Origin of the sequence: Taibaiella helva (assembly GCF_003545695.1) — a bacterium.
Classification (GTDB): domain Bacteria; phylum Bacteroidota; class Bacteroidia; order Chitinophagales; family Chitinophagaceae; genus Taibaiella; species Taibaiella helva.
Genome location: NZ_QUZZ01000001.1, coordinates 625,486 through 647,272 on the forward strand (window position 1 = coordinate 625,486; position 21,787 = coordinate 647,272).

The following is a 21,787-nucleotide window of genomic DNA, read 5'->3' on the forward strand; positions in this document are numbered from 1 at the left end:
ACATGCTCCCTGCCGGAAGCGGGTGCAAATTACTTTTTATCGGGATATGAAAATTTAATTTCCCGGAGGTTGTTTAACGGGAGAAATAAAAAAAGGTTGACCCTACCAAAGTGTCGCCTGCACGGGCTGGCCTGCCCGCTCCAGCTTCAGGAGGTATTCTTTGCGCCAGAGTCCGCCGGCGTAGCCGGTAAGCGAGCCATCGGCGCCGATGATCCGGTGGCAGGGAATAAAGACGGCAATGGGATTCCTGTTGTTGGCCGAGCCCACGGCGCGTATGCTCAGCGGATTGTTGAGCTGGTGGGCGATGTAGCCATAGCTTTCCGTTTTACCGAAGGGCACTTTGACCAGCTCGCGCCATACGGCTTCCTGGAAGCTGGTCCCAGAAGGGCTGAGCGGGATATCGAATGCCGTTCTTTTCCCGTTGAAATATTCGTCGAGCTGTTGCACGGCAAGACGGCTGAGGGTATTGGCCACCGCGGGCTCAGCGAGGTACTGACCCTGCTCTTCTTCGATGAAGGAAACAGAAAGCAGGCCTGCTTCTGAGGCGCTGATCCTGACGGGGCCGAGCGGCGACTGGTAAAAAGAAGTGTACATAGCAGATAAAAAAAGAGGCTGGCCTAAAAGGTCTCAAGCCTGTTACATTGAGCGGAGTCGAAATGTAAACAGGCTTGAGACGTAATTTTTGTTGTATTTCGACTGCGCGCAACAGGACAAAAATTACTCCTTTTTAGACAGCCTCTTGTCTGATGAAATAACGGTACCGGTATCAGACATTGGCGTGGGTTGCCGTAGCCGCTTCATGTTCCAGGGCGCCAAGGTAGCGTTCTGCATCCAGCGCAGCCATACAACCGCTGCCGGCTGCTGTTACGGCCTGGCGGTAGATCTTATCCTGGACATCGCCACAGGCAAATACGCCGTCGATATTGGTCTTTGATGTACCGGGAGTGGTCAGGATATAACCCTGCTCGTCCATTTGCAGGTAATCTTTGAACAGGTCGGAATTGGGCTGGTGACCGATAGCCACAAAGAAGGCGCTCAGCGGAACAATCGTTTCTTCGTTGCGCTCGTTGTTCCTGATCTTTACACCATCTACTTTTTTATCGCCCAGCACCTCTACGGTTTCGCTGTTCCAGTAGATCTGGATGTTGGCGGTTTTCAGCACACGTTCCTGCATTACCTTGGAGGCGCGCATTTCGCCGCGGCGTACGATCATGTGTACTTTGGAGCAAAGCTTGGCCAGGTACAGGGCCTCTTCGCAGGCAGTATCGCCGGCGCCCACGATCGCTACTTCTTTATCCTTGAAGAAAAAGCCGTCGCACACCGCGCAGGCAGAAACGCCATAGCCGTTGAGCCGTTGCTCCGACTCGATGCCCAGCCATTTGGCGGAAGCGCCGGTAGCAATGATCACAGAGTCCGCTTCGATCCATTTTTCCTCATCTACTTCTACACGGAACGGGCGTTGGGAAAAATCGACTTTCGATACCATGCCCCAGCGGAGATCGGTACCCATGCGGCGGGCCTGCGCTTCAAAATCTTTCATCATCTGTGGGCCCATGATCCCTTCGGGATAGCCGGGATAGTTTTCCACGTCGGTCGTGATGGTCAGCTGACCACCGGGTTGTAATCCTGAATACAGAACGGGTTTCATACCGGCGCGCGCCGCATAGATGGCGGCGGTATAGCCGGCCGGTCCCGAACCGATAATCAGGCAATGAATTCTTTCTGTGCTTTCTGACATTTTATGATGCTTTTTTGAATTGCTTCGGAATACCTGCGAAAATAGGTGTTTTTTCTCTCATGAGTAAATAGGCAGCGTCAAAGCCTGTATAGAGATCATTTAGGGATGACCAGGGTATCGAAAGTATTGCCGTAGCCCGCCCACACGCCCAGGGCGCCGTTGCTGATATTGGTGCTGATGTCGACAGGCGATGCAAAAGGGTTGCCGTTAGCCGCATAAGAGAATTCCAGCGTGCGCCAGAAATCAAATACGCCTTTGTCGATCGCGCTCCATTTGAGCACCACGGTATCTCCTTTGTAAAAATAACCGAAGGTCTCCCGGTCGATCGTATCCATGCGGTCGAAGCCGGCGGCCAGCTGTATCGTGATCTTGCTGCCGTTGATGATGGCGTCGTCGTTTACGGAATAGTAAGGAGCAAGGAAAGGCCCGCTGTTGACCTTGGTAAAATAACGGATGCGGTTGCCCAAGGTATCAGGATCGGTATACCGGGCAAACAGCAGCATCGAATTAGGATACTTTTCGGGTATCTCTCCGGGTTTGGGCGCCTCAGCCCATATGGAATCGAGCGCCTTGGGGTAGGGTATGCTCGTTACCGATTCGTAAGTCTTACCGTTATAGTCGATCTTCAGCCGGTAGGTTTTTCCCGCTCTGCCCCTGAACAGCAGGGCATTGATATCAGAAGAATCAACACTGTAGAAGTAGACCGGCGTACCGTTATTGTCGATTTGGTACTCTCTTAATACAAAAGATTGTGTACCGTCGGACACTGTAATGCGGGCATCGTGCAGGAAAGCGTTATTCAGCGTCTGGAGATCAATGCGCGCAAAAAAGCCAAAGCTTTTGGTCAGGACCACAAGGGGTGGAAGATCAGTTTCGATGGTGCCTTCGACCACTACTTTTTCTGCTGAAGGACCCAGGTCGAATTTTACTTCTTTCTCGCAGGAAAACAGGAGCAGGACACAAGCGATTACCGGAAGAAAAAGAAAGTGGCGTTTCATTGATGTTCATCGTTTGACCGGTTCCGGCAAATGTTAAAACGCAGGGCAGCCTTTTTCATTGCCCGGGGAAACACTTTGGCCGGTAAGCCGGTGATCTTCGACGGGAACGCGCTGTCATATTTTAACCTAAAGCCTTCTGCCGCTGCATTTCATACAGCATGATGCCGGTAGCTACCGATACATTAAGGGAATCAAAGTTACCGGCCATGGGAATGCGTACCAAATGGTCGGCATGTTTTAACACGAAGTCGCTGACACCTTTGTCTTCCGAACCCATAACGATGGCCAGGGGGATGGTGAGGTCTACTTCCTGTATCAGCGTGCTGCCCTGCAAGCTGGTCGCCGCCAGCTGTATGCCGTTCAGGTGCAGGATATCAACGGCTTGCTCCACGGAGGCGACACGACATACAGGAATACGCTCCAACGCACCGGCAGAAGCCTTGATCCCTTCTTCCGTGATCGCAGCGTTGTTGCTGGAAGGAACGACCAGGGCATGAGCGCTGTAGCAATGGGCCGACCGGGCGATGGCGCCCAGGTTGCGGGTATCTGTAATGCCATCGAGCAAAACGATCAACGGCGTTTCTCCTTTATCGACCGCCTGGCTGATGATCTCCTGCAGCGGCTGGTATTCAACGAGGCCGGCAATGGCAACTACACCCTGGTGATTGGCTTGAGTGAACCGGCCCAGCTTTTCCAGGGGAACCAGGCTGAGGGCGATATTCAGCTCGCGGGCTTTCTTTTTGATCGCCGAGATCTCATCTCCCGTCGCCGTCTGCAGCAGGAAGACCTTTTCCAGGTTGGTGCCTTGCTCAAGGGCTTCCAGTAAGGGCTTGCGGCCGATGATCAATCGATTCTTGGGCACGGACGGGCCGGAGCGTTTAAACGATGGTCTGTTCAAGGAAGTGAATTTTTGCCGGGCGCCTGTAGGATCGCCCATGGTTCAGCTGCAAAGGTAGCTTAAAAAAAGCGGCAGCCGGTAAGGATTACCGCTGCCTGATTACTGGTTGCTGAATTGTATTCATGGATACCCGAAAACCCTGTATCGTGGATACTGGTCCGGTCACCGTTTTTGGTGGTTTGTGTTAGTGTGTAGTATCGTAGCACTGCTACGATACTACACACTAACACAAAAATTGCCGGCAGCCATTCGCTTTATTTCAGTGTCTGCCCGGCTACAGCCGCGGGCGACCATTGCTGCAGGAACTCCGCGATCTTCGCCGGGCTGTGCCCTTTGCCCTCTTCCAGGTAACCCGAGTTCTGGGTATGGATGCGGTTGCCTTTTTCGTCAAGGATCACGAACACCGGAAAGCCGAAGCGTTGCGGATAGCCAAGCTTGCCCCAGAGCTTATCCTCTGCATTCTTTTTCTCATAATTCACATGCACCAGCACATAGTTGTCTTTCATCAGCTTGCTGAGCGTATCGTTGCCGGTAACCGTCTGGTTGAACCGGGTGCACCAGATACACCAGTTGCCGCCTACCATGAGCAGCACGTTTTTATGCTGTTGCTGTGCCTGCTTTACCGCCAGCCTGATATCAGCGTTAGCGTTGGCAGCAGGGTTGTACAAGCCTGCGCCTGCCTTGGATTCCTGTGCATAAAGCGAAGAGCCGCCCAGGAAAAGCAGTGCCGCTATGATCCATTTTTTCATGACACAAAGGTAAAGCTGCAGGGTTCAGATAAGGGTTAATGTTTTGCAATAGGGCGATAGCTTTCCGCCTATCTTAAAGTGTACCGCAGCCCGGCAAATCCCCTGATGCCCTGGATAGGCGCATAGTTGTATTCCGTATCGAAGGTGTAGCCCTTGGGATTGCTTACCGGGTCGTTGACCTGTTTATCAAAGGGGTCGAAAGGGCGCATAAAGGTTTCCTTCGGTACAAAGTTCAGCAGGTTCTTCAAGCCACCGTATACCTCAAAGCCGCTGCCGATCTTTTTGGTTACTTGTACATTGGCCAGGCAATACAGCGGTGAATATTCGGGACGGTAGTCGTCGTGCTGCAGGGGCAGCCGCATCGGCCCGTTCACCATCCCGGTAAGGTCTACGGTCCAGCGCCGGGGCAGGGTATAGGTGATCGCATAGTTGCCCGACCATTTCGGGGCAAACAGCTGGCTGCTCCTGACCATGCGACCACTGGCCGGATCGAGGTTCTCCTGGTACACATCCATATAGGTAGCGCCGACCATAACATGCAACGGTATGCTGCAAGTCATGCTGAGGTTGAGCGATAGGCCCTGCGATAAAGCATGCCCGTCAAGGTTGCGATAAAGGATCTTATTGGGATCCGTGTCATAGTCGCCGATGATCTTATTGGTGAAATAGCTGTAGAATGCCGTTGCATCGACATTGACGAAATTGTTGCCCAGCGGGAGCTGCAGCACATAATTGAGATTACTGTTGAACGATCGCTCCGGCTTCAGCGCTTCTTCTATTTCCACCTTACGTGCGCCGGTAAGCGCAGCATGATCTTCGGTAAACAGGTTCACGACACGGAAGCCGGTGCCGAAGCTGGCACGTATCGTATTGCGCTTGTCGGGTGACCATTTGTAAGCCAGGCGGGGCGAATGAATGGCATGATGCACTTTGTCGTAATCGAAGCGATAGCCCAGGAGCAGCTTGTGCCGGGCATGCAGGGACCATTCGTCCTGGATGAAAGCGCCGGGTAGCGGGGTACGGGAAGGTGCATCTGCCCCGGAGGCTGTAGCCGTGCCCGGCGTGTTATCATTATAGTCGGTATAGCGGAAGGAAGCCCCGGCCAGCAGGCTGTGCCGCCCCAGCTCCTTGTCCCAGTAAACCTGGCCGAAAGCCACTTTCTGGCTGGCCTGAAAAGATACGGTGCCATAATACGAATCCTGGTTGTGACCGATCACGGAAAACTGCGTCATGATCTTTTCCTTTACCGGCAGCTGGTACTGGCCGATCAGCTCCCAGCGCGACGTGTAAATGCTTTCGCCGTAAATGCTGTCACTACCCCGCCATTGCCGTGACCAGCTCATCTGCCCGCCCCAGCGGTCTTCATACACATAGCGGGCGGCGATGCTGGCTACGCGGTTGTCCTTCCGGGCAAAGTCCCATTTATTGAAGACCGAGATCCTGTTTTGCAGGGTCACGTCGGTGAAACCGTCGTGGTTACGATCCTGCGGCTGCTGGTAATTGTAATAGTTGATGCCCAGCAGGCTTTGTGCCTTACCCAGCTTTGCCTTGAAGGAGAGGTCGGTATTGTATTCCTGCCAGGAGGTGGCCATAATGTCGGCGCTGAGGCGGGGCGCGCTTTGCGGCGATTGGGTGATCACGTTAATAATGCCGCCCATGGCCTCGCTGCCATAGAGGGAAGCCGCAGGCCCTTTAACTACTTCCAGCCGTTCCACGATGCTGTTGGGAATGCCGCTGAGGCCGTACACGGTTGAAAGGGCGCTTACAATCGGCATCCCGTCGATGAGCACGAGGGTATAAGGACCTTCCATGCCATTGATATGAATATCGCCTGTATTGCACACGTTACAGTTCAGCTGCGGCCTTACGCCGTTGATCATGCCCACGGCATCGAAAAGAGAAGGGCTGGGATTCTTTTTGAAAAATTTAGGGGTAAAGATCTCCACAGGGATAGGGCTTTCGGCGCGGCTTACAGGCTTTAAGGTACCGGTGACCACTACTTCATCCAGGTCCTGCTGCGGTTTCAGTCGTATGGTCTGGTCTTTGGCCGGTTTGAAGGTGATCGTGTCGCTGTAATAGCCGGTATAGGAAATGATCACCAATGCTGTCGTCATGCTATCAGGCAGCGCGAGATTGAAGCGGCCTCCTGCATCGGTAAACGTGGCGAGATCTTTTCCCATAATCCGTATCGTGGCGCCGGGCAATATTTCGCCGCTGCGGCTGTCCGCCACTTTTCCTGAAAAAGATTGTGCCGCGACCAGCCCGGAAATTAAGAGTAATGAAAGTATAAAATTTAAGCGGATCATTTTTGGTTCCTTTTTGCAAAGGAAAATAAAATTTAGATTAATCTAAAATTATTTTTCAAAATAATTAAACCCTCTTTTCCTGGATCACAATGGCTAGCTTTGTTGGAGAAGATTTTCCAGATGACCTTTAATTTTCCTATCAGGAGCAGCGGCCCGGTGTCGGACCAATTCTGGCTCAAGGAGATTGCCGATTTTGAACAGGCCCTGATCTGGGTGCGTCAACTGCCCTACTGCCGTAATAACGGCAAGATGAACCCGATAGTGCTCTTCACAGAAGGGCAGGGCACCTGCAGCACCAAGCATGCAGCACTCCGCCGACTGGCCCGTGAGCAAGGACAGCAGCAGGTACAGCTCTGCATGGGTATCTTCCAGATGAACCGGGAGAATACACCGTGTATTGCTGCTGTGCTGGATCGCTATGGTCTTCCTTATATCCCTGAAGCGCACAACTACCTCAGGATTGACGGCCTGGTATGCGATGCTACGCGGGTCAATGCCTCCGCCGCCGATTTCGAACCGGAGCTGATTGAAGAATGTATTATTGATCCGGAACAGATCGGTGATTTCAAGGTAAGCTATCACAAAGCTTTTCTCAGCCGCTGGCTGGAGCAGGTTGCTTTGCCTTATCACGCAGACGAATTGTGGACGATAAGGGAGGCCTGTATCGCTGCGTTATCCTGTTAATTTCTGATGTTATGAATTACTTTGCCACGCTTTCGCTTTGTTTATCCTTAATGGCCGGGCAGCCGGCCGGGGCCCGCTTGCCGAAGCAGGAGACGGTTTACCTCTTTAGCGGCCTGGGTGCGGATTACAGGGTCTTCAGCCAGCTGGCGCTGCCCGGTTATCGCCTGGTCCATATCCAATGGATCAGACCGGAGAAAGACGAAAGCATGGCTCATTATGCCACGCGTTTGCGGAGCCAGATCGCCGATCCCCACCCGGTGCTGATTGGGCTTTCCTTTGGCGGCATGATCGCGGTAGAAGTGGCCAAGCAGGTGCCGGCGCGGAAAGTGGTCCTGATCTCTTCTGCCAAGACCCGCAGCGACCTGGCGGCCGGCAGCAATTTTTTCTTTAAGTGGAAGCTGTACAAGTATATTCCGGGATACCTGCTGCAGCAGCCCAATTTTGTCGCCAACAATCTTTTCGGCGCAGAGACCGCATCAGACAAGGAGCTGCTGGGCGCCATACTGGAAGATACCGATGTATCTTTCTTCCGCTGGGCCATGGATAGTATCGTACATTGGGATAATGAGACCATACCACCGCACCTGATCCATATCCATGGGACTGCCGACAAGATCATCCCCTTTAAGGCCGTAAAAGCCGACTATGCCATCGAAGGCGGCGGTCATCTCATGATCCTGAACCGGGCCGATATCATCAGCCGGATCGTGCTTGATTTTCTCGATACTTCATCCTAACCTTTTTATCTGAATATTGCTATGCCCAATCGTTTGCAATACGAGTCCAGCCCTTACCTGCAACAACACGCCCATAACCCCGTCGATTGGTATCCCTGGGGCAACGAGGCTTTTGAACGGGCCAGGCAGGAACATAAGCCGGTGCTGGTGAGCATCGGCTATTCGGCATGTCACTGGTGCCACGTTATGGAGCATGAAAGCTTCGAAGATCCGGCAGTAGCGGCATTCATGAACGAGCATTTCATCAATATCAAAGTAGACCGCGAGGAGCATCCTGATGTGGACCACTTGTACATGGATGCGCTACAAGCCATGACCGGATCGGGGGGCTGGCCGCTGAATATGTTTGTTACGCCAGACCGGAAACCTTTTTATGGCGGGACTTATTTCCCGCCCGAAAACCGTTATGGACGCAGCTCCTGGCGACAGCTGCTGGAAGCCCTGCACCGGGCCTGGCACGAAAAGCCGGAAGAGATCAGGCTGCAGTCGGAACAAATGCTGGAGCACCTGAAGCAAGCTTCCCTGGTTGCTGCTGCAACCGGGCATGACGAAGCGATCAGCTTGTCTGTAGTCGATACCATTGCCGCCAACCTGCTGCAGCAGGCCGATACGGAAGAAGGCGGATTCGGTCCCGCGCCTAAATTCCCGGCCACCGGATCGATCCGGTACCTGCTGGAATACCAGCACTACCATCGTGACCGGCAACCCGAAAGGGCGCAGGCCGCCTGGCAACAGGCCTTGCTGAGCCTGGATAAAATGATCGGCGGCGGTATCTATGACCAGCTCGGTGGCGGCTTCGCCCGCTATGCGACGGACAGGGAATGGCTGGTGCCGCACTTTGAAAAAATGCTTTATGATAATGCGCTTCTGGTCGAAGTGCTATCCACTGCCTGCCGGCTCACCGGGAGGGCGGAATACAAGGAAGTGATCAGGGAAACCATTGCCTTCTGCCGCCGCGAGCTGGGCTTTATGGTAACCGGCGGCTTCTGGTGTGCGCTGGATGCCGACTCGGAAGGAGAGGAAGGGAAATTTTATACCTGGACAATGGCGGAGTGGAGGGCAGCGGCGGCCGATATTCATCCAGCCGTACAGCAATACTTCGATGTGACGGAAGCCGGAAACTGGGAGGGAACCAATATCCTGCACCGGGCCGTTCCGGAAGCCGCGATCAGAGATGCTTTCTCCCTGGATGCTGCCGATTGGGAGCGGCTGCTCCGTGAAGCCAAAGAACAATTGTTTGCTGCCAGGAGCGGCCGCATACGGCCGGGGACCGATGATAAGCAGCTGTTGTCCTGGAATGCGTTGATGAACATAGCGCTGGTAGAGGCTTTCATTGCCCTGGACGAACCGGGCTATCTTGAGGATGCCCGGAATCATATGCGCTGGATGCTGCAATGCTTCCTGCAGGCTGATGATAGCCTGATGCATGTGTACAAGGAGGGGCTTGTCCGTATTCCCGGTAAGCTCGACGATTATGCTTACCTGGTCAAAGCGCTTTGCCGGCTGGCTACTGCCGGCGGCGGCGAACAATGGCTGGAAACGGCGGCGCGGCTGATGCGGTACACCGACAGGCATTTCCTGCAGGAGGACAATCGTTTTTATTACTTCTCCTCTTCGCTCCAGGATGATATCCCGGTACGGAAAACAGAGCTATATGATGGTGCGACGCCATCGGCGAATGCGGTAATGATGGAGAACCTGTGGCTGATGGGTAGCCTGTACGAAGAAGGGCGCTGGATCGCGCGCAGCGAAGCCATGCTGCAGGCCATGAAGCAGACCGTAATGCGCTACCCGGGGTCCTTTGCCTGCTGGGCTATTTTTCTGCAGCGATACCAGGCTGGCCTCAAGCAGCTGGTGATCGCCGGAGCCTCGGCGCAACCGGCGCTGGAGCAATGGAACCGGCGGTTCCATCCCGAGGTATCGGCGATCGCAGTAAGCGGGGAAAAGCCGGTGCTGCCGGCAGCGCAGGGTAAATACCGGCCGGGTTCCGAATACTTTTACTTGTGTTCGGGAATGAGCTGCCTGCCGCCGGTTACTTCGATAGACGCTGCGGAAGACCTGCTAAGCAAACAACGCGCCGACTGAAATGGCTGTACCGGTATTCTGCTGCTTTCCGGCAAAATATGTTTCAAACAGTTGTTTTGAAAAAAAAAAATTCTTTATTTAGCCCTCCGTTTCAACATAAGTGTGTGGGCGGGGGAAAAAAAAATTAACTGTATTGTTGCATTTTCAAAAATTTATTTGAATATTGTGACCCGTTGCAGAAAACCCTGTAGCAGATAAAAGCGGGCAGGGCAGTGTTTTGTAAAGGAACGGAAACAGGGGAAATATATTGTGGAAGGGCAAAGCAGCAGAAGGGTAACCAGGACTATTCCACACCAAACAAAAAGACCGCCGGAAGGTAAAGAACGAAAAAGCCTTTTTTTCATTCAGAAGTTTATTTTTCAAAACTTTGATTATCTTTCGGGCAAAATTGACCAGTATTTCTTTATCAATAGCTGATAAGATCATACAACTACTTTAAACACGGCAATGATTGCTTTTATATACAGCAGGGCAAATCGGAAACCGAAATGTATGGAGCAATAACAATGACAAAAAACACACAGATGAAACAACTCTCCCTGAGTATTGCCACAGTGGCTATGGCTATGTTCGCAGCCAGTTGCGGACAGCCTACATCGCAAGGTCAGTTAGTGGGCGACTATTCTAACCGAATGAATTATAAAGCCCCTGCACCGGTTGGTATGGTTTTCGTAGAAGCAGGTGTACTGAAATCAGGCTATAGCGATCAGGATATTCAGAATTCCATGGATGCGCCGGTCCGTACGTTCAATATGACCGGCTTTTACATGGACGCTACCGAGATCACGAATGCAGAATACCGTCAGTTTACCAACTGGGTTCGCGACTCGATCGCACATACAATACTGGGAGATTTTAAAGATAACGATGATGGCACACAGACCATCGACTGGGCTAACCGGCTGAAATGGAGTGATCCCGATGTACAGGATCAGTTGATGGGTATGTACATTGATGCCACCCAGACCGGTACCGGTAAAAAAGAGCTGGACGTTTCCAAGCTGGAATACGTAAGCCGCAAATTTGATCTGGAAGGTTCTATTATGAATCCTGGTCAGCCGCGCACCAGCTTTGACATCAAGAAATCAGTTAAAGTTTATCCTGATACCACGGTTTGGATGAAGCAGTTTGCATATTCCAATAATGAACCGATCACGCGTCAGTACAACTGGTTCCCTGCATTCGACGAATACCCTGTGGTGGGTGTGAACTGGATACAGGCCGGCGCCTTCTGTAACTGGAGGACCCTGCTATGGAAAGGTGAGCGTGAGAAGCGCAAGCTTTACTTTGAAGGTGAATTCCAGCTGCCTACTGAAAGCCAGTGGGAATGGGCTGCACGTGGCGGTCGTCAGTTGTCTCCTTATCCCTGGGGCGGCCCTTATACCATGAACCAGAAAGGTTGCTACCTGGCCAACTTTAAGCCAAACCGCGGCGATTACTCTGCCGATGGTGGTCTGTATACGGTACGGGCCAATGCTTACTGGCCTAATGACTACGGTCTGTACAACATGTCTGGCAATGTTGCCGAGTGGACACGTTCTATCTATGTAAGGGATGCCTACAATGTAAATATGCTGTCTGACATGAACCCAGATATCAGGGCCCGCCTCAGCGAGACAGATCCCGCCTGGCAGCGCAGGATTGTGGTTAAAGGCGGCAGCTGGAGAGACCCCGCTCCCTACCTGAATGTAAGCTATCGTGACTATGAATTTGCGGATACCGCCAAAGCGTATATCGGTTTCCGTTGTGTATATGAGCAAGTGTACGGAGGTATTACCAACAACTCCGGCAGAGCTTCCAGATAAGTGGGCGTGTTGCGGCGTGGATTTTATTTTATCATCATCTAATTTCAATCGTAAAAAAGCAAATTAAAAAGAAATGGGCTCAATATCTTTGTTTTTTGAAACCAAGCAAGGTAAATACATTAAGAATCTGATCATCGGTGTAGGGGCTGGCGTAGTACTTCTGGGTGCGCTTTTTAAAATCCAGCACTGGGAAGGTGCAAGCCTGATGCTTACTGTGGGTATGTGTACTGAAGCATTCATCTTCTGTTTGCTGGGTATCCTGCCTCCGCATAAAGATTACTACTGGGAGCGTTACTATCCCAACCTGGATGAGAATCCCCATGTTGAAGCATACAAAAAAGGCATGAAGTTCAAGCCCCCGGTATCTGCGTTGGGTGAGGCGGCCGGTGGCGGCAGCAATGCGACTGCATCACTGGATAAGCTGCTGGACGAAGCCAACATCAACGCGCCTAACCTGAAACGCCTGAATGAGAATTTCCAGCGTTTCGGACAAACCGTAGAGCAGATGAAAGACATCACTGATGTAACTGCTGCTACCGGTACTTACTCTCAAAGCGCCCGCGAGGCTGCCGACGCTCTCGGACAAATGAAGAATACCTTCATCGGCGCTACGACTACACTGCAATCCTTTAACAATGCTGCCGACAGCACTGCTCAGTTCCATCAGCAAGTGCAAGTATTGTCTAAAAACCTGGGTTCGCTGAACCAGATCTACGAGGTAGAGCTTCAGGATGCCAACAACCATCTGAAGGCGATGAACAAATTCTACAGCAACTTGGTAAACGCTTCCGATGCCATGGCATCCAGCGCTTCCGATGCTGTAGCTGCCAAAGAGCAGATCGCTACCTTGTCCAAGAACCTGGCACAGCTGAATAACATCTACGGCAATATGCTGAGCGCTATGCAAGGCCGCTAAGCCGGGATGTATTGTTAACCTGTTAAAATCGGAGCCTAACCGGAAATACCGGCAGGGCTTCCTGTAAAAAAGTTTTTAAAACAATAGAAAAAGTTAAAGGATGGCTTTACCTAAAGATCCCCGGCAGTTGATGATCAACCTGATGTATTTGGTGTTGACAGCCATGCTTGCCTTAAATATTACCAAGGAGGTCCTTACGGCCTTTATGACGATCAATGGGAGTATCGAAAAATCCAACGGCACAATTATCGACAAGAATAACGCCTTCTATAAGTCTTTTGATGATGCCGAAGCTACGGCCGATCGTGCAAAAGTGAAACCATATAACGATAAGGCGAAAGAGATCAAAGCGAAGTCGGAAGAGCTGTATAAATTCCTGGATACCTGGAAAGAGGATATCATTGCTAAATCAGGTGGGTGGGATATCGTGAACGGAGTAAAAGAAATCAAAAGCCCGGAAGACATCAATACTCCCACAATGCTGCTTGTAGAGCAAAAAAAAGGGGATGAAATCAAAAAACGTCTTACTGAATTCGGTCAATTTGTATTGCAGCGTGTAGACAATCCTGCAGACAAGGACAGGCTGGCAAAGCAGATTCCCATCCAGATCAAGGATCTGCCTAGAACAGAAGATAACCCGAATGGCGACTGGACTTATGGTACTTTCCATAACATACCTGTAGTGGCTTCTGTGGCAATGTTCTCCAAGTTCCAGAATGATGTGAAGAATGCTGAGTCTATGGTGCTGGACTACCTGGCTTCCCAGGTTTACCTTAAGGATAAGAAGTTTGATGCGCTGGTGGCTATTGCCACACCAAGCACGACTTATGCGCTGGAAGGACAGGAGATCAACACTCAAATCGTATTGGCAGCTTACAATAAATCTGTCAATCCCGGAATGTCTTCTTCAGCAGGCCCCGTTCAGGTTAAGGATGGTGTGGGTACTTTGAAAATCAAGGCTTCTGGTGCTGGTCCCAAAACGGTAAACGGTGTGATCACTATCGAAACTAACGGTGAGAAAGAATCATATCCTTATAAGTTTGAATACACGGTAGGTTCTGCCGGCGCTTCCCTGCAGCTGGATAAGATGAATGTTATGTATATCGGTGTGGATAACCCGGTAACCTTGTCCGCTTCCGGTTATAACATTGAAGATGTTACCCTCAATATGCCTTGGGCTGAAAAAGCCAGTGCCGGCAAAGGAAAGTACAATGTGCGTGTTAATAAGCAGGGTACCTTCGACTGGTCGATTTCTGCAACAGGACGTGGTGGCAGCACCGGCGGCAATATCAGTACAGGAAAGATCCGTGTTAAATACATCCCCGCACCTACTGCAACTGTAGGCGGTATTGCTACCGGCCGTATGGAAGCTGCTAAGGCCAAAGTGCAGCAGGGGGTGATTGCCAAGCTGGATAATTTCGATTTTGATACCAAGTTTGAAGTATTAAGTTTCCGCTTCGGATATGTTCCGAAGAATGGCGAATATGCTGAGGTGGAAAACGGTGGGGCGAGGTTTACAGCGGGAGTAAAAGCCTATTTGGATCGTTCCAAACCTGGTGATCGCTGGATTTTTGAAAACGTAAAGGCTAAAGGCCCTGATGGCAGGATACAAACCATCAACTCTGTAACAATAACTCTGTATTAATTATTTATAAATTTAGGGAACATGAACATCCTGAATAAAATTGGTTTGACTTTAGGGATCCTTTCTTTGGGCAGTGCGGCTTTTGCACAAAATCCGTCGGTAACCGATCCGTCACAGCCCCAGGCCTCTGCCGAAGCGGTAAACGCTAGCTGGAAGCCGTCCCTGGTAAAGGATGGGATCATTGATAAAGTGCCGCACCTGAACAAGTCCTTAGGCTTTTCGGATATCCGTGAGATCGATGCGGCATGGAAGCGTCGGGTATGGCGCCAGATCGATGTCCGCCAGAAACAAAACCAGGCCTTTGTTTATGAAGGGGATGAATATTCGGGTGGTGGTTCTTTCGTCGAAATTCTGATTGATGCTGTGAAGAAAGGTAAGATATCGGCCTATGGTGTGATGGATGATCGCTTTACGACACCCCTGGATATGGACGCTTTTGATAAATCGATCTCCGGAACGGAAGATTCTGCTTTGGTTGTAGATCCTATCACACAGGAAGAAACCTGGGTGAAAACACGCCGTGAGTTTGACATCAGCGCTGTAACAAAATACCAGCTGAAGGAAGACTGGATTTTTGATCGCAATACCGGCCGTATGGTGGTACGCATCATCGGCATTGCGCCTATGATCGACAGGACAGACGATGGTGTATTCCGCGGATCTATGCTTATGTTCTGGCTGTATTATCCCGATCTGCGCAAGCTGCTGGCTAATTACGAAGTGTACAATCCCCAAAACGACCTGCACCGCATGTCCTGGGCCGATTTCTTCGATGGCCGCTACTTTGCCAGCTATGTGATCAAAACTTCCGCCAACAACGCCCGTGGCGCCAAATTCAGCGGCGATCTGCGGGGCCTTGAAGAAGGCGAAAAAGCGATCGAAGTATTGCGCGAAAAAGAAGACGATATGTGGCAACGCTAAGCCAGATTTTTTAAGGAAAAGCCGGGATCTTGTCCCGGCTTTTTTATGTATTAGTTTTTACATTTTGCAAACAAAAATTGACTGTCAATTGAGTAAGTTTGCACATCATTTATCCCGGCCGCCGGGACAGTCCATTTAATCAATCCAGCGTTAATGAGAAGAGTTGTTGCAGTCTCCCGGTTCCTGATGGTGCTATCCTGGGTGACCACGGCCCAATTGGCCGGAGCCCAGATATGGAAAAAGATCTTACCCGATAAAGATAAGAAGGAAGAAAAGCAGCAGGTGCCGGACGAGAATGCCGAGGCGGTCATACAGCAGCTGCGCGCAGATATCAATTACCTGGCGTCGGATCAGCTCGAAGGCCGGCGTACGGGTACCAAAGGAGAAGCGCTGGCCGGTATGTATATTGAAAAGCGTATGGGGCAGATAGGGCTGCTGCCTTACGGGCAAAACTACCGCCGCCCCTTCAGGTTTGAATGGGGCGAGGAGCTAACGCCTGAGCTGCGTTTCTCCATCAGCAACAAATACATTTCTGTGCCGGAAGATGCTTTCCCTGCGCCCTTTTCAGCGGCAGCGAAGGATGAGAATTATGTATTGCCTGAAAGCATGGAAGCCAACAGCCCCTGGCTTATTTCCCTCTACGAATCGGAAGCGGATGCGAACAACGCGCATTTCGACTGGGAAAAGCAGACCTTCGACCGTGCGCGTAAGGCGGCAGAAAGAGGGGCCACATCCGTACTGTTCTATGACAAATATGGCAGCAAATACTTTCCTGCTTTCCCCAAAAGATCGGATTATGAAAGCCTGGACATTCCGGTAATGGTGCTGGGCAAAAAGGTCTATGACCAGTACATTAAAGAGATGAAGGTGATGCAGCCGGTAATGATGAACGTTACCTTCAGAAAGGAGTACCGTACTGGAACCAATATTGTAGGCTATATCAACAACAACGCGGCGCAGACAGTGATTATCGGAGCACATTACGATCACCTGGGCTATGGCGAAGATGGCAGCTCCCGTGCCGCCGACGGCGTAAAAGCGGTGCACAATGGCGCTGATGATAATGCCAGCGGCGTAGGCGCTTTGCTGGCTGTTGCAGCGAAGATCAGGCAATCGGCGACGATGAAGAAATACAACTATCTCTTTATCGCCTTTTCGGCCGAAGAGCTGGGCCTGCTGGGCTCAAAAGCCTTTGTGAACGATAAGGACTTTAACCGGAAGAAGGCAGCCTATATGATCAATATGGATATGGTAGGCCGGCTGAGCCCTGACCGTAAGCTGACCATAGGCGGTATGGGCACTTCACCCGTATGGCCCGGCGTGGTGGCTTCGATCGGGAGCAATTTCAAAATTGTCAAAGACAGCTCGGGCATCGGTCCCTCCGATCATACCTCTTTTTACAATGATAGCATACCCGTTCTGTTCTTCTTTACCGGTACCCATAGCGATTACCACAAGCCTTCGGACGATGCGGCAAAGATCAATTTCGTAGGGACTAAGGATATCGTGAACTATGTATTCGGTATCACTACCGCAATGGAAAAGCAGCCTTCACCTTTGTTCACCACCACGCGTAACACGGCAATGACCCGGACCAGCTTCAAAGTAACGCTGGGCATTATGCCCGACTACAGCTACCAGGAAGGCGGTGTGCGCATCGATGGTGTGATCGATGGAAAGCCCGCAGCCAAAGCAGGTCTGAAGCAGGGCGATATCGTGCTGCAAATGGGCGCTATTAAGATCAATGGCATGCAGTCCTACATGGAAGCCCTGGGCAGCTTCAATCCCGGGGATAAAACAACCATTAAAGTAAAACGGGGGCCGACCGTACAGGAATTCCCCCTTGTATTCTGATCAACGATTCCATCCTGAGCCACCCTCCGACACCCGGAGGGTGGCTTCTGCTATCCCCGTCGAGGGGGGTAAAAAATATGGCGTTTCAAGGGTTTTAACTTATTTTAGCAATACGAAATAGCGTGTTTTTTTGACGATATGCAATTGAATAGAGAGATACAGGCGCTGCTGCACCTGGTAGATGATCCGGATAGAGAAGTGTTTGATACCGTAGCCAGCCAATTGCTTCGCTACGGAAAGGAGATCATCCCCAACCTGGAGCAGCTATGGGAAACGACCGAGGACGAAGGCGTGCAGTACCGGATCGAAAACCTGATCCACAGGGCGCTGTTTACCGACCTGCAGCACGAATTTGCCTCCTGGGCCCGTGAGCCGGCGCCTTCGCTGTTCAAAGGAGCTATGCTGGTGGCCAAATACCGCTATCCCGAGCTCAATACCCAGCAGCTGATGAAGCAGCTGGACCAGATGCGCCGCAATATCTGGCTCGAGCTCAACTACTATCTTACGCCGCTGGAGCAGATCAATGTGGTCAATAGTATCCTGTACAACTATTACAAGCTACAGGGTAAGGAGATCACGGAAAGGGATCCGGCGCTATTCTATATCAACGCCACCATGGAGAACAAGCAGGGTAATGCTTTTTCCATTGGTGTGATCTACCTGTCGCTCTGCGAGTTGCTGGATATTCCCATCTTCGCCGTAGGGCTTCCCCGGCAGTTTGTGATCGCCTATTTCGATACACAATATCATTTTATGACGCCCGATACGGAGCCGGTGCAAACCATCCAGTTCTATATCGACCCCGTCAATGGTATGGTCTATACGCAGAATGATGTAGAAGTATACCTGAAGAAAATAGGCGCGGGACATGAAGAACATTTTTTCCGGCCCCTGAGCAATAAAGAAGTGATCATACGGATGCTGGAAGAAATGGCGCTGACCTACGACTATGCCAATGAAGAAGATAAGTCGCAGGAGATGCACCAGCTGATCACCGTGCTGCGCAAGGATTAACGCTCCTTTTCCCATCTGCGGAAATTCATTTTTCTTTTTCGGTAGAAAAATTTCATAATTCGGTAAAACGGGCGTATCTTTGCGCCGGCAAGTCTTATACGACCAGCTCCTGTTGAACCTCCCCAGGGCAGGAATGCAGCAAGGATAGATGGTTGAGCGGTGCGATATAAGTAACTTGCCATTTTTTTATTTAAGATCCTGAGTATTATTGATCTGTCCTTCCCTGTTAATTAACCGATCCGACATATGAAATTCTTTATCGATACCGCTAATCTCGCCCAGATCAAAGAAGCGCACGACCTGGGAATACTGGACGGCGTAACGACCAATCCTTCCCTGATGGCGAAGGAGGGAATCAAAGGCCAGGATGCCGTTATGCAACATTACAGGGATATCTGCAGCATCGTGGATGGTCCGGTAAGCGCGGAAGTGATCGCGACCGATTTCAAAGGCATTGTGGATGAAGGCATGAAGCTGGCGGCCCTGCACGAGAATATCGTAGTGAAAGTGCCTATGATCAAAGAAGGCGTAAAGGCGATCAAATACTTTTCTGATAACGATATTAAGACCAACTGTACCCTGGTATTCTCTGCCGGTCAGGCGATACTGGCTGCCAAGGCTGGCGCTACAATGGTTTCGCCCTTCATTGGCCGTATCGACGATGCCAACTGGGATGGCGTACAGCTGATCGAGCAGATCGTGAACGTATACAATGCACAGGGCTTCATGACCGAAGTGCTGGCCGCTTCTATCCGTTCTCCTTTACACATTGTGAAATGTGCTGAAGCCGGCGCCGATATCTGCACCTGCCCCCTCAGCTCCATCCTCGGCTTGCTGAACCATCCCCTTACCGACATCGGGCTGGCGAAGTTCCTGGAAGATGCCAAGAACCTTTAAGCAGCAAGCTGTTAGGGCAAACAATATTCTATTTTCAACGTTATTTCAATTACATTTGCGTATCCCTCATGCATGGGATACGCTTTTTTTTAGACGCTACAGATCCGGAACAATCTATCGTATATGATCGAAGTAAAAAACGTACAGAAGAGCTTTGGAGATAAGAAGGTATTGCAGGATGTCAATTTCGTGATGGAAGCGGGAAAGACCAACCTGATCATCGGTACCAGCGGCAGCGGTAAGACCGTTCTGATGAAGTGCATGATCGGTCTCTTCAGGCCCGATTCGGGACAGATACTGTATGAAGGGCGGGATATTACGCAGATCGAGGAAAAAGAAAAGAAAGAGATCCGTCAGCAGATAGGAATGTTGTTCCAGGGCTCGGCGCTGTTCGACAGTAAGACCGTGCAGGACAACGTTATGTTTCCCCTGGATATGTTCACCAACCAGCGGTACCGGGAGAAGATGCAGCGGGTGCAGGAAGTGCTCGACCGGGTGAACCTTAAAGATGCCAATAGAAAATTTCCGGCCGAGATCAGCGGGGGTATGAAAAAGCGTGTCGCCCTGGCCCGCGCTTTAGTGCTGAATCCCAAATATCTTTTCTGCGATGAGCCCAACTCGGGCCTGGATCCGCAAACCTCCATGGTGATCGATCAGCTCATCAGCGAGCTCACCAAGGAATACAACATTACCACAGTGATCAATACCCACGATATGAATACGGTAATGGAAAGCGGCGACCATATTGTGTACATGCACCAGGGCAAGAAACAGTGGGAAGGCTCCAACAAGGATATTATTTTCAGCAAGGACAAGCTGCTGAACGACTTCATCTTCGCTTCCGAATTCCTCCGCGATGCCAAAGCCAAGCGGATGGAAGAGATGGAGAATAAATAGGGAATAAGCTGTGATTCTATTGGTTCCTGGCACAGCATTTCAGGGGAGGCTGTGGGCATAAAAGCGGGCGGTGATCCACTACCAGGAAAAGAAGACCACCGTTTATATCGCCTTCAGAACCTGAAGGAGCAATTCTCTTTTGGTAAGTTTATCCGCATCCATAATCATTTTTTGTGGCTTACGAACAGATAGAAGGCGCGCCGGTAACAGAGGCAGCCTGAAGCAAACCGATGCCCCTCGTTGTCGGCGCCTCTTGTAAAGACATTTCCGGCAGCAGTCAATACCTGCCTGCCGCGGTGATTGCCACTTTTGCATAAAGAAAAAAAGGAGCTGCCTCAACAGACAGCTCCTTTGCAGAAAGCAAACAAAACACAATTACTTCTTACTGATCTGCACAGAACGGGTTCCTTCGCTGCCCTTGATGAGCAGGTAATAGATGCCTGCTGTCAGGCGGCCGGTCTCTATTTTATTGGTACCGGAGCGGATCGGCTGCTGGTGCACTACCTGTCCCAGCACATTGACGAGGGCCAGCTCGCTGAACCTGCCGTTTCTGCTTTCCAGGTACAAGGTTTGCGCTACAGGGTTGGGGTAAACGGTAATGCCGTCTTCCTTGCTCAGGCGGGTAATACCGAGCACCTGCGTCGGAACGATCTCATCTTCGGTCTGCTGGAAGTTGTTGCCGTTGCTGCTGTAGCTTCCGGAAGCCAGGGTAATGCTTGAAGAAGGGGTCGTTCTGTAATTCATCTCTTCGGGATACACATTATAGCTGCCTTCGGGCACATTGCTGAAGGCGTAGTCGCCATTGGCATCGGTGTAGGTAGAAGTAATCACTTCGTTGCTACTGTTACGCAACAGCACCAGCAGGTCGGGAACACCGGTTGCCGTGCCTTTACCCGCACCCATACTGATATTGCCGCCGATGAAGCCGGGGCCGGAGGTTACTGTGCCGGTCAGCATCATGATATGTTTGTGCAAGCTGGCGCCGCCGCTGTGGAAAATGGGCGTAGCGCCACCCCAATAAGGACTGGAAAAATGGTAGGTGGGAATATAGCCGGTAGTACCCGGAGTCTGACCCAGAACATTAGCTTTCACATAGTAGGTGCCTGCAGGTGCATTATGAAAGCCGTAATGCGGGTTGAAGGCGCTGAGGAAAAGTGAATCTACCGCAGTCAGGGTATTGGTCGTGCTGTCATGCAGGATCAGCCATACTTTGAGAGAATCGGTAGGGTTGGGGGCATTGAACGAATCGAGATAGATATTGCCGGATATCTCATTGTTCGCCGGGTTGCTGCCGATCACCACATTATGGCTGATGGAATCGATGCAGAACTGCGCCATAGTAAAGGAGTCCACCCATACCATAGCCAGGGTTACGGTGTAAGTGCCGGGGCCTGCGTAGGTGTGCGAGGGATTATATTGCGTAGTGCTGCTGCCATCGCCGAAGGACCAGCTGGCGGCATAGGGTGTGATGGTGTTTACGGTATTGGAGGTGTTGGTAAAATGCGCCGTATTGCCGGTAACAGTGTGGGTAAAGTCGGCGTGCAGCGAATCGCAGAGGTTGCTGCCGCCACCGCTGATCACCACGACATGGCCGAGGGAATCGGAGCATACCACGTTGTTGTTCAGTGAATCGATCCAGTTGT

General features: G+C 51.2%; 19 protein-coding genes and 1 other RNA gene. 12 read left to right on the top strand and 8 right to left on the bottom strand.

Annotated features, from left to right (window positions below):
- Positions 1-102 precede the first annotated feature (102 nt).
- The 6 genes from DZC79_RS02625 to DZC79_RS02650 all read right to left on the bottom strand — a co-directional run bounded on the left by DZC79_RS02625 (position 103) and on the right by DZC79_RS02650 (position 6,689).
- Positions 103-594 (bottom strand): methylated-DNA--[protein]-cysteine S-methyltransferase, encoded by a 492-nt coding sequence (locus tag DZC79_RS02625; protein WP_118949971.1) that lies wholly within the window; start codon positions 592-594, stop codon positions 103-105.
- Positions 595-766: 172 nt separating this feature from the next.
- Positions 767-1,738 carry a thioredoxin-disulfide reductase gene (gene trxB, locus DZC79_RS02630; RefSeq protein ID WP_118949972.1) on the bottom strand — a complete coding sequence of 324 codons (972 nt, stop codon included), beginning with the start codon at positions 1,736-1,738 and terminating at the stop codon, positions 767-769.
- Positions 1,739-1,833: 95 nt separating this feature from the next.
- On the bottom strand, positions 1,834-2,736 hold the full coding sequence (locus DZC79_RS02635; RefSeq protein ID WP_118949973.1) for a DUF4249 domain-containing protein: 903 nt from the start codon (positions 2,734-2,736) through the stop codon (positions 1,834-1,836).
- A 121-nt stretch (positions 2,737-2,857) separates the two neighbouring features.
- Positions 2,858-3,598 (bottom strand): 23S rRNA (guanosine(2251)-2'-O)-methyltransferase RlmB, encoded by a 741-nt coding sequence (gene rlmB / locus DZC79_RS02640; RefSeq protein WP_232831740.1) that lies wholly within the window; start codon positions 3,596-3,598, stop codon positions 2,858-2,860.
- 290 nt (positions 3,599-3,888) lie between these two features.
- Positions 3,889-4,383, bottom strand: a complete 495-nt coding sequence (locus DZC79_RS02645) for a thioredoxin family protein (protein WP_118949975.1) — start codon at positions 4,381-4,383, stop codon at positions 3,889-3,891.
- 68 nt (positions 4,384-4,451) lie between these two features.
- Positions 4,452-6,689 carry a TonB-dependent receptor gene (locus tag DZC79_RS02650; protein WP_118949976.1) on the bottom strand — a complete coding sequence of 746 codons (2,238 nt, stop codon included), beginning with the start codon at positions 6,687-6,689 and terminating at the stop codon, positions 4,452-4,454.
- Between the two features lie 99 nt (positions 6,690-6,788).
- On the opposite strand from DZC79_RS02650, the gene DZC79_RS02655 reads away from it, so the two are divergent.
- Genes DZC79_RS02655 through DZC79_RS02665 form a run of 3 tightly spaced genes read left to right on the top strand, consistent with a single transcriptional unit; the run spans position 6,789 to position 10,195 of the window.
- The gene (locus DZC79_RS02655) at positions 6,789-7,373 is read left to right on the top strand and encodes a hypothetical protein (RefSeq protein WP_157976867.1); all 585 of its coding nucleotides are present in this window, start codon (positions 6,789-6,791) and stop codon (positions 7,371-7,373) included.
- Between the two features lie 11 nt (positions 7,374-7,384).
- Complete coding sequence (locus DZC79_RS02660; protein ID WP_118949978.1) at positions 7,385-8,110, top strand: alpha/beta fold hydrolase; 726 nt, start codon at positions 7,385-7,387, stop codon at positions 8,108-8,110.
- A 21-nt stretch (positions 8,111-8,131) separates the two neighbouring features.
- The gene (locus DZC79_RS02665; protein ID WP_118949979.1) at positions 8,132-10,195 is read left to right on the top strand and encodes a thioredoxin domain-containing protein; all 2,064 of its coding nucleotides are present in this window, start codon (positions 8,132-8,134) and stop codon (positions 10,193-10,195) included.
- Between the two features lie 144 nt (positions 10,196-10,339).
- On the opposite strand, the gene DZC79_RS02670 is transcribed toward DZC79_RS02665, so the two are convergent.
- Positions 10,340-10,621 carry a hypothetical protein gene (locus tag DZC79_RS02670; protein WP_118949980.1) on the bottom strand — a complete coding sequence of 94 codons (282 nt, stop codon included), beginning with the start codon at positions 10,619-10,621 and terminating at the stop codon, positions 10,340-10,342.
- Between the two features lie 98 nt (positions 10,622-10,719).
- Here DZC79_RS02670 and porK point away from each other — a divergent pair, with 98 nt between their 5' ends.
- The 9 genes from porK to DZC79_RS02715 all read left to right on the top strand — a co-directional run bounded on the left by porK (position 10,720) and on the right by DZC79_RS02715 (position 20,144).
- Positions 10,720-12,000, top strand: a complete 1,281-nt coding sequence (gene porK / locus DZC79_RS02675) for a T9SS ring complex lipoprotein PorK/GldK (RefSeq protein ID WP_118950027.1) — start codon at positions 10,720-10,722, stop codon at positions 11,998-12,000.
- 73 nt (positions 12,001-12,073) lie between these two features.
- Positions 12,074-12,916 carry a type IX secretion system motor protein PorL/GldL gene (gene porL, locus DZC79_RS02680; protein WP_118949981.1) on the top strand — a complete coding sequence of 281 codons (843 nt, stop codon included), beginning with the start codon at positions 12,074-12,076 and terminating at the stop codon, positions 12,914-12,916.
- A 100-nt stretch (positions 12,917-13,016) separates the two neighbouring features.
- Positions 13,017-14,561: a type IX secretion system motor protein PorM/GldM gene (gene porM, locus DZC79_RS02685; protein WP_118949982.1), complete on the top strand. Its 1,545-nt coding sequence runs from the start codon at positions 13,017-13,019 to the stop codon at positions 14,559-14,561.
- A 21-nt stretch (positions 14,562-14,582) separates the two neighbouring features.
- Positions 14,583-15,482: a type IX secretion system ring subunit PorN/GldN gene (porN, locus tag DZC79_RS02690; protein WP_118949983.1), complete on the top strand. Its 900-nt coding sequence runs from the start codon at positions 14,583-14,585 to the stop codon at positions 15,480-15,482.
- A 153-nt stretch (positions 15,483-15,635) separates the two neighbouring features.
- Positions 15,636-17,336: a M20/M25/M40 family metallo-hydrolase gene (locus tag DZC79_RS02695; protein WP_118949984.1), complete on the top strand. Its 1,701-nt coding sequence runs from the start codon at positions 15,636-15,638 to the stop codon at positions 17,334-17,336.
- 138 nt (positions 17,337-17,474) lie between these two features.
- The gene (locus DZC79_RS02700; protein WP_118949985.1) at positions 17,475-18,350 is read left to right on the top strand and encodes a transglutaminase-like domain-containing protein; all 876 of its coding nucleotides are present in this window, start codon (positions 17,475-17,477) and stop codon (positions 18,348-18,350) included.
- Positions 18,351-18,435: 85 nt separating this feature from the next.
- An RNA gene (gene ffs, locus DZC79_RS02705) (signal recognition particle sRNA small type) lies at positions 18,436-18,534 on the top strand.
- A gap of 62 nt (positions 18,535-18,596) precedes the next feature.
- Entirely contained in the window at positions 18,597-19,247 is a 651-nt protein-coding gene (gene fsa, locus DZC79_RS02710; protein WP_118949986.1) for a fructose-6-phosphate aldolase, read from the top strand.
- A gap of 123 nt (positions 19,248-19,370) precedes the next feature.
- Positions 19,371-20,144 carry an ABC transporter ATP-binding protein gene (locus DZC79_RS02715; protein ID WP_118949987.1) on the top strand — a complete coding sequence of 258 codons (774 nt, stop codon included), beginning with the start codon at positions 19,371-19,373 and terminating at the stop codon, positions 20,142-20,144.
- A gap of 375 nt (positions 20,145-20,519) precedes the next feature.
- Here DZC79_RS02715 and DZC79_RS02725 read toward each other — a convergent pair.
- Positions 20,520-21,787 (bottom strand): PKD domain-containing protein (locus DZC79_RS02725; protein ID WP_118949989.1); only part of this gene is annotated, 1,268 nt, incomplete at its 5' end.

What these genes read in the sequence shown, in the direction of transcription:
- DZC79_RS02660 (WP_118949978.1), top strand. Translation starts at nt 7,385, where the DNA reads ATGAATTACTTTGCCACGCTTTCGCTTTGTTTATCCTTAATGGCCGGG.
- porN (WP_118949983.1), top strand. Translation starts at nt 14,583, where the DNA reads ATGAACATCCTGAATAAAATTGGTTTGACTTTAGGGATCCTTTCTTTG.
- DZC79_RS02650 (WP_118949976.1), bottom strand. Translation starts at nt 6,689, where the DNA reads ATGATCCGCTTAAATTTTATACTTTCATTACTCTTAATTTCCGGGCTG.
- fsa (WP_118949986.1), top strand. Translation starts at nt 18,597, where the DNA reads ATGAAATTCTTTATCGATACCGCTAATCTCGCCCAGATCAAAGAAGCG.
- DZC79_RS02635 (WP_118949973.1), bottom strand. Translation starts at nt 2,736, where the DNA reads ATGAAACGCCACTTTCTTTTTCTTCCGGTAATCGCTTGTGTCCTGCTC.
- DZC79_RS02700 (WP_118949985.1), top strand. Translation starts at nt 17,475, where the DNA reads ATGCAATTGAATAGAGAGATACAGGCGCTGCTGCACCTGGTAGATGAT.
- DZC79_RS02695 (WP_118949984.1), top strand. Translation starts at nt 15,636, where the DNA reads ATGAGAAGAGTTGTTGCAGTCTCCCGGTTCCTGATGGTGCTATCCTGG.
- DZC79_RS02665 (WP_118949979.1), top strand. Translation starts at nt 8,132, where the DNA reads ATGCCCAATCGTTTGCAATACGAGTCCAGCCCTTACCTGCAACAACAC.
- porL (WP_118949981.1), top strand. Translation starts at nt 12,074, where the DNA reads ATGGGCTCAATATCTTTGTTTTTTGAAACCAAGCAAGGTAAATACATT.
- trxB (WP_118949972.1), bottom strand. Translation starts at nt 1,738, where the DNA reads ATGTCAGAAAGCACAGAAAGAATTCATTGCCTGATTATCGGTTCGGGA.
- DZC79_RS02715 (WP_118949987.1), top strand. Translation starts at nt 19,371, where the DNA reads ATGATCGAAGTAAAAAACGTACAGAAGAGCTTTGGAGATAAGAAGGTA.
- porK (WP_118950027.1), top strand. Translation starts at nt 10,720, where the DNA reads ATGAAACAACTCTCCCTGAGTATTGCCACAGTGGCTATGGCTATGTTC.
- porM (WP_118949982.1), top strand. Translation starts at nt 13,017, where the DNA reads ATGGCTTTACCTAAAGATCCCCGGCAGTTGATGATCAACCTGATGTAT.
- DZC79_RS02645 (WP_118949975.1), bottom strand. Translation starts at nt 4,383, where the DNA reads ATGAAAAAATGGATCATAGCGGCACTGCTTTTCCTGGGCGGCTCTTCG.
- DZC79_RS02625 (WP_118949971.1), bottom strand. Translation starts at nt 594, where the DNA reads ATGTACACTTCTTTTTACCAGTCGCCGCTCGGCCCCGTCAGGATCAGC.
- DZC79_RS02670 (WP_118949980.1), bottom strand. Translation starts at nt 10,621, where the DNA reads ATGATCTTATCAGCTATTGATAAAGAAATACTGGTCAATTTTGCCCGA.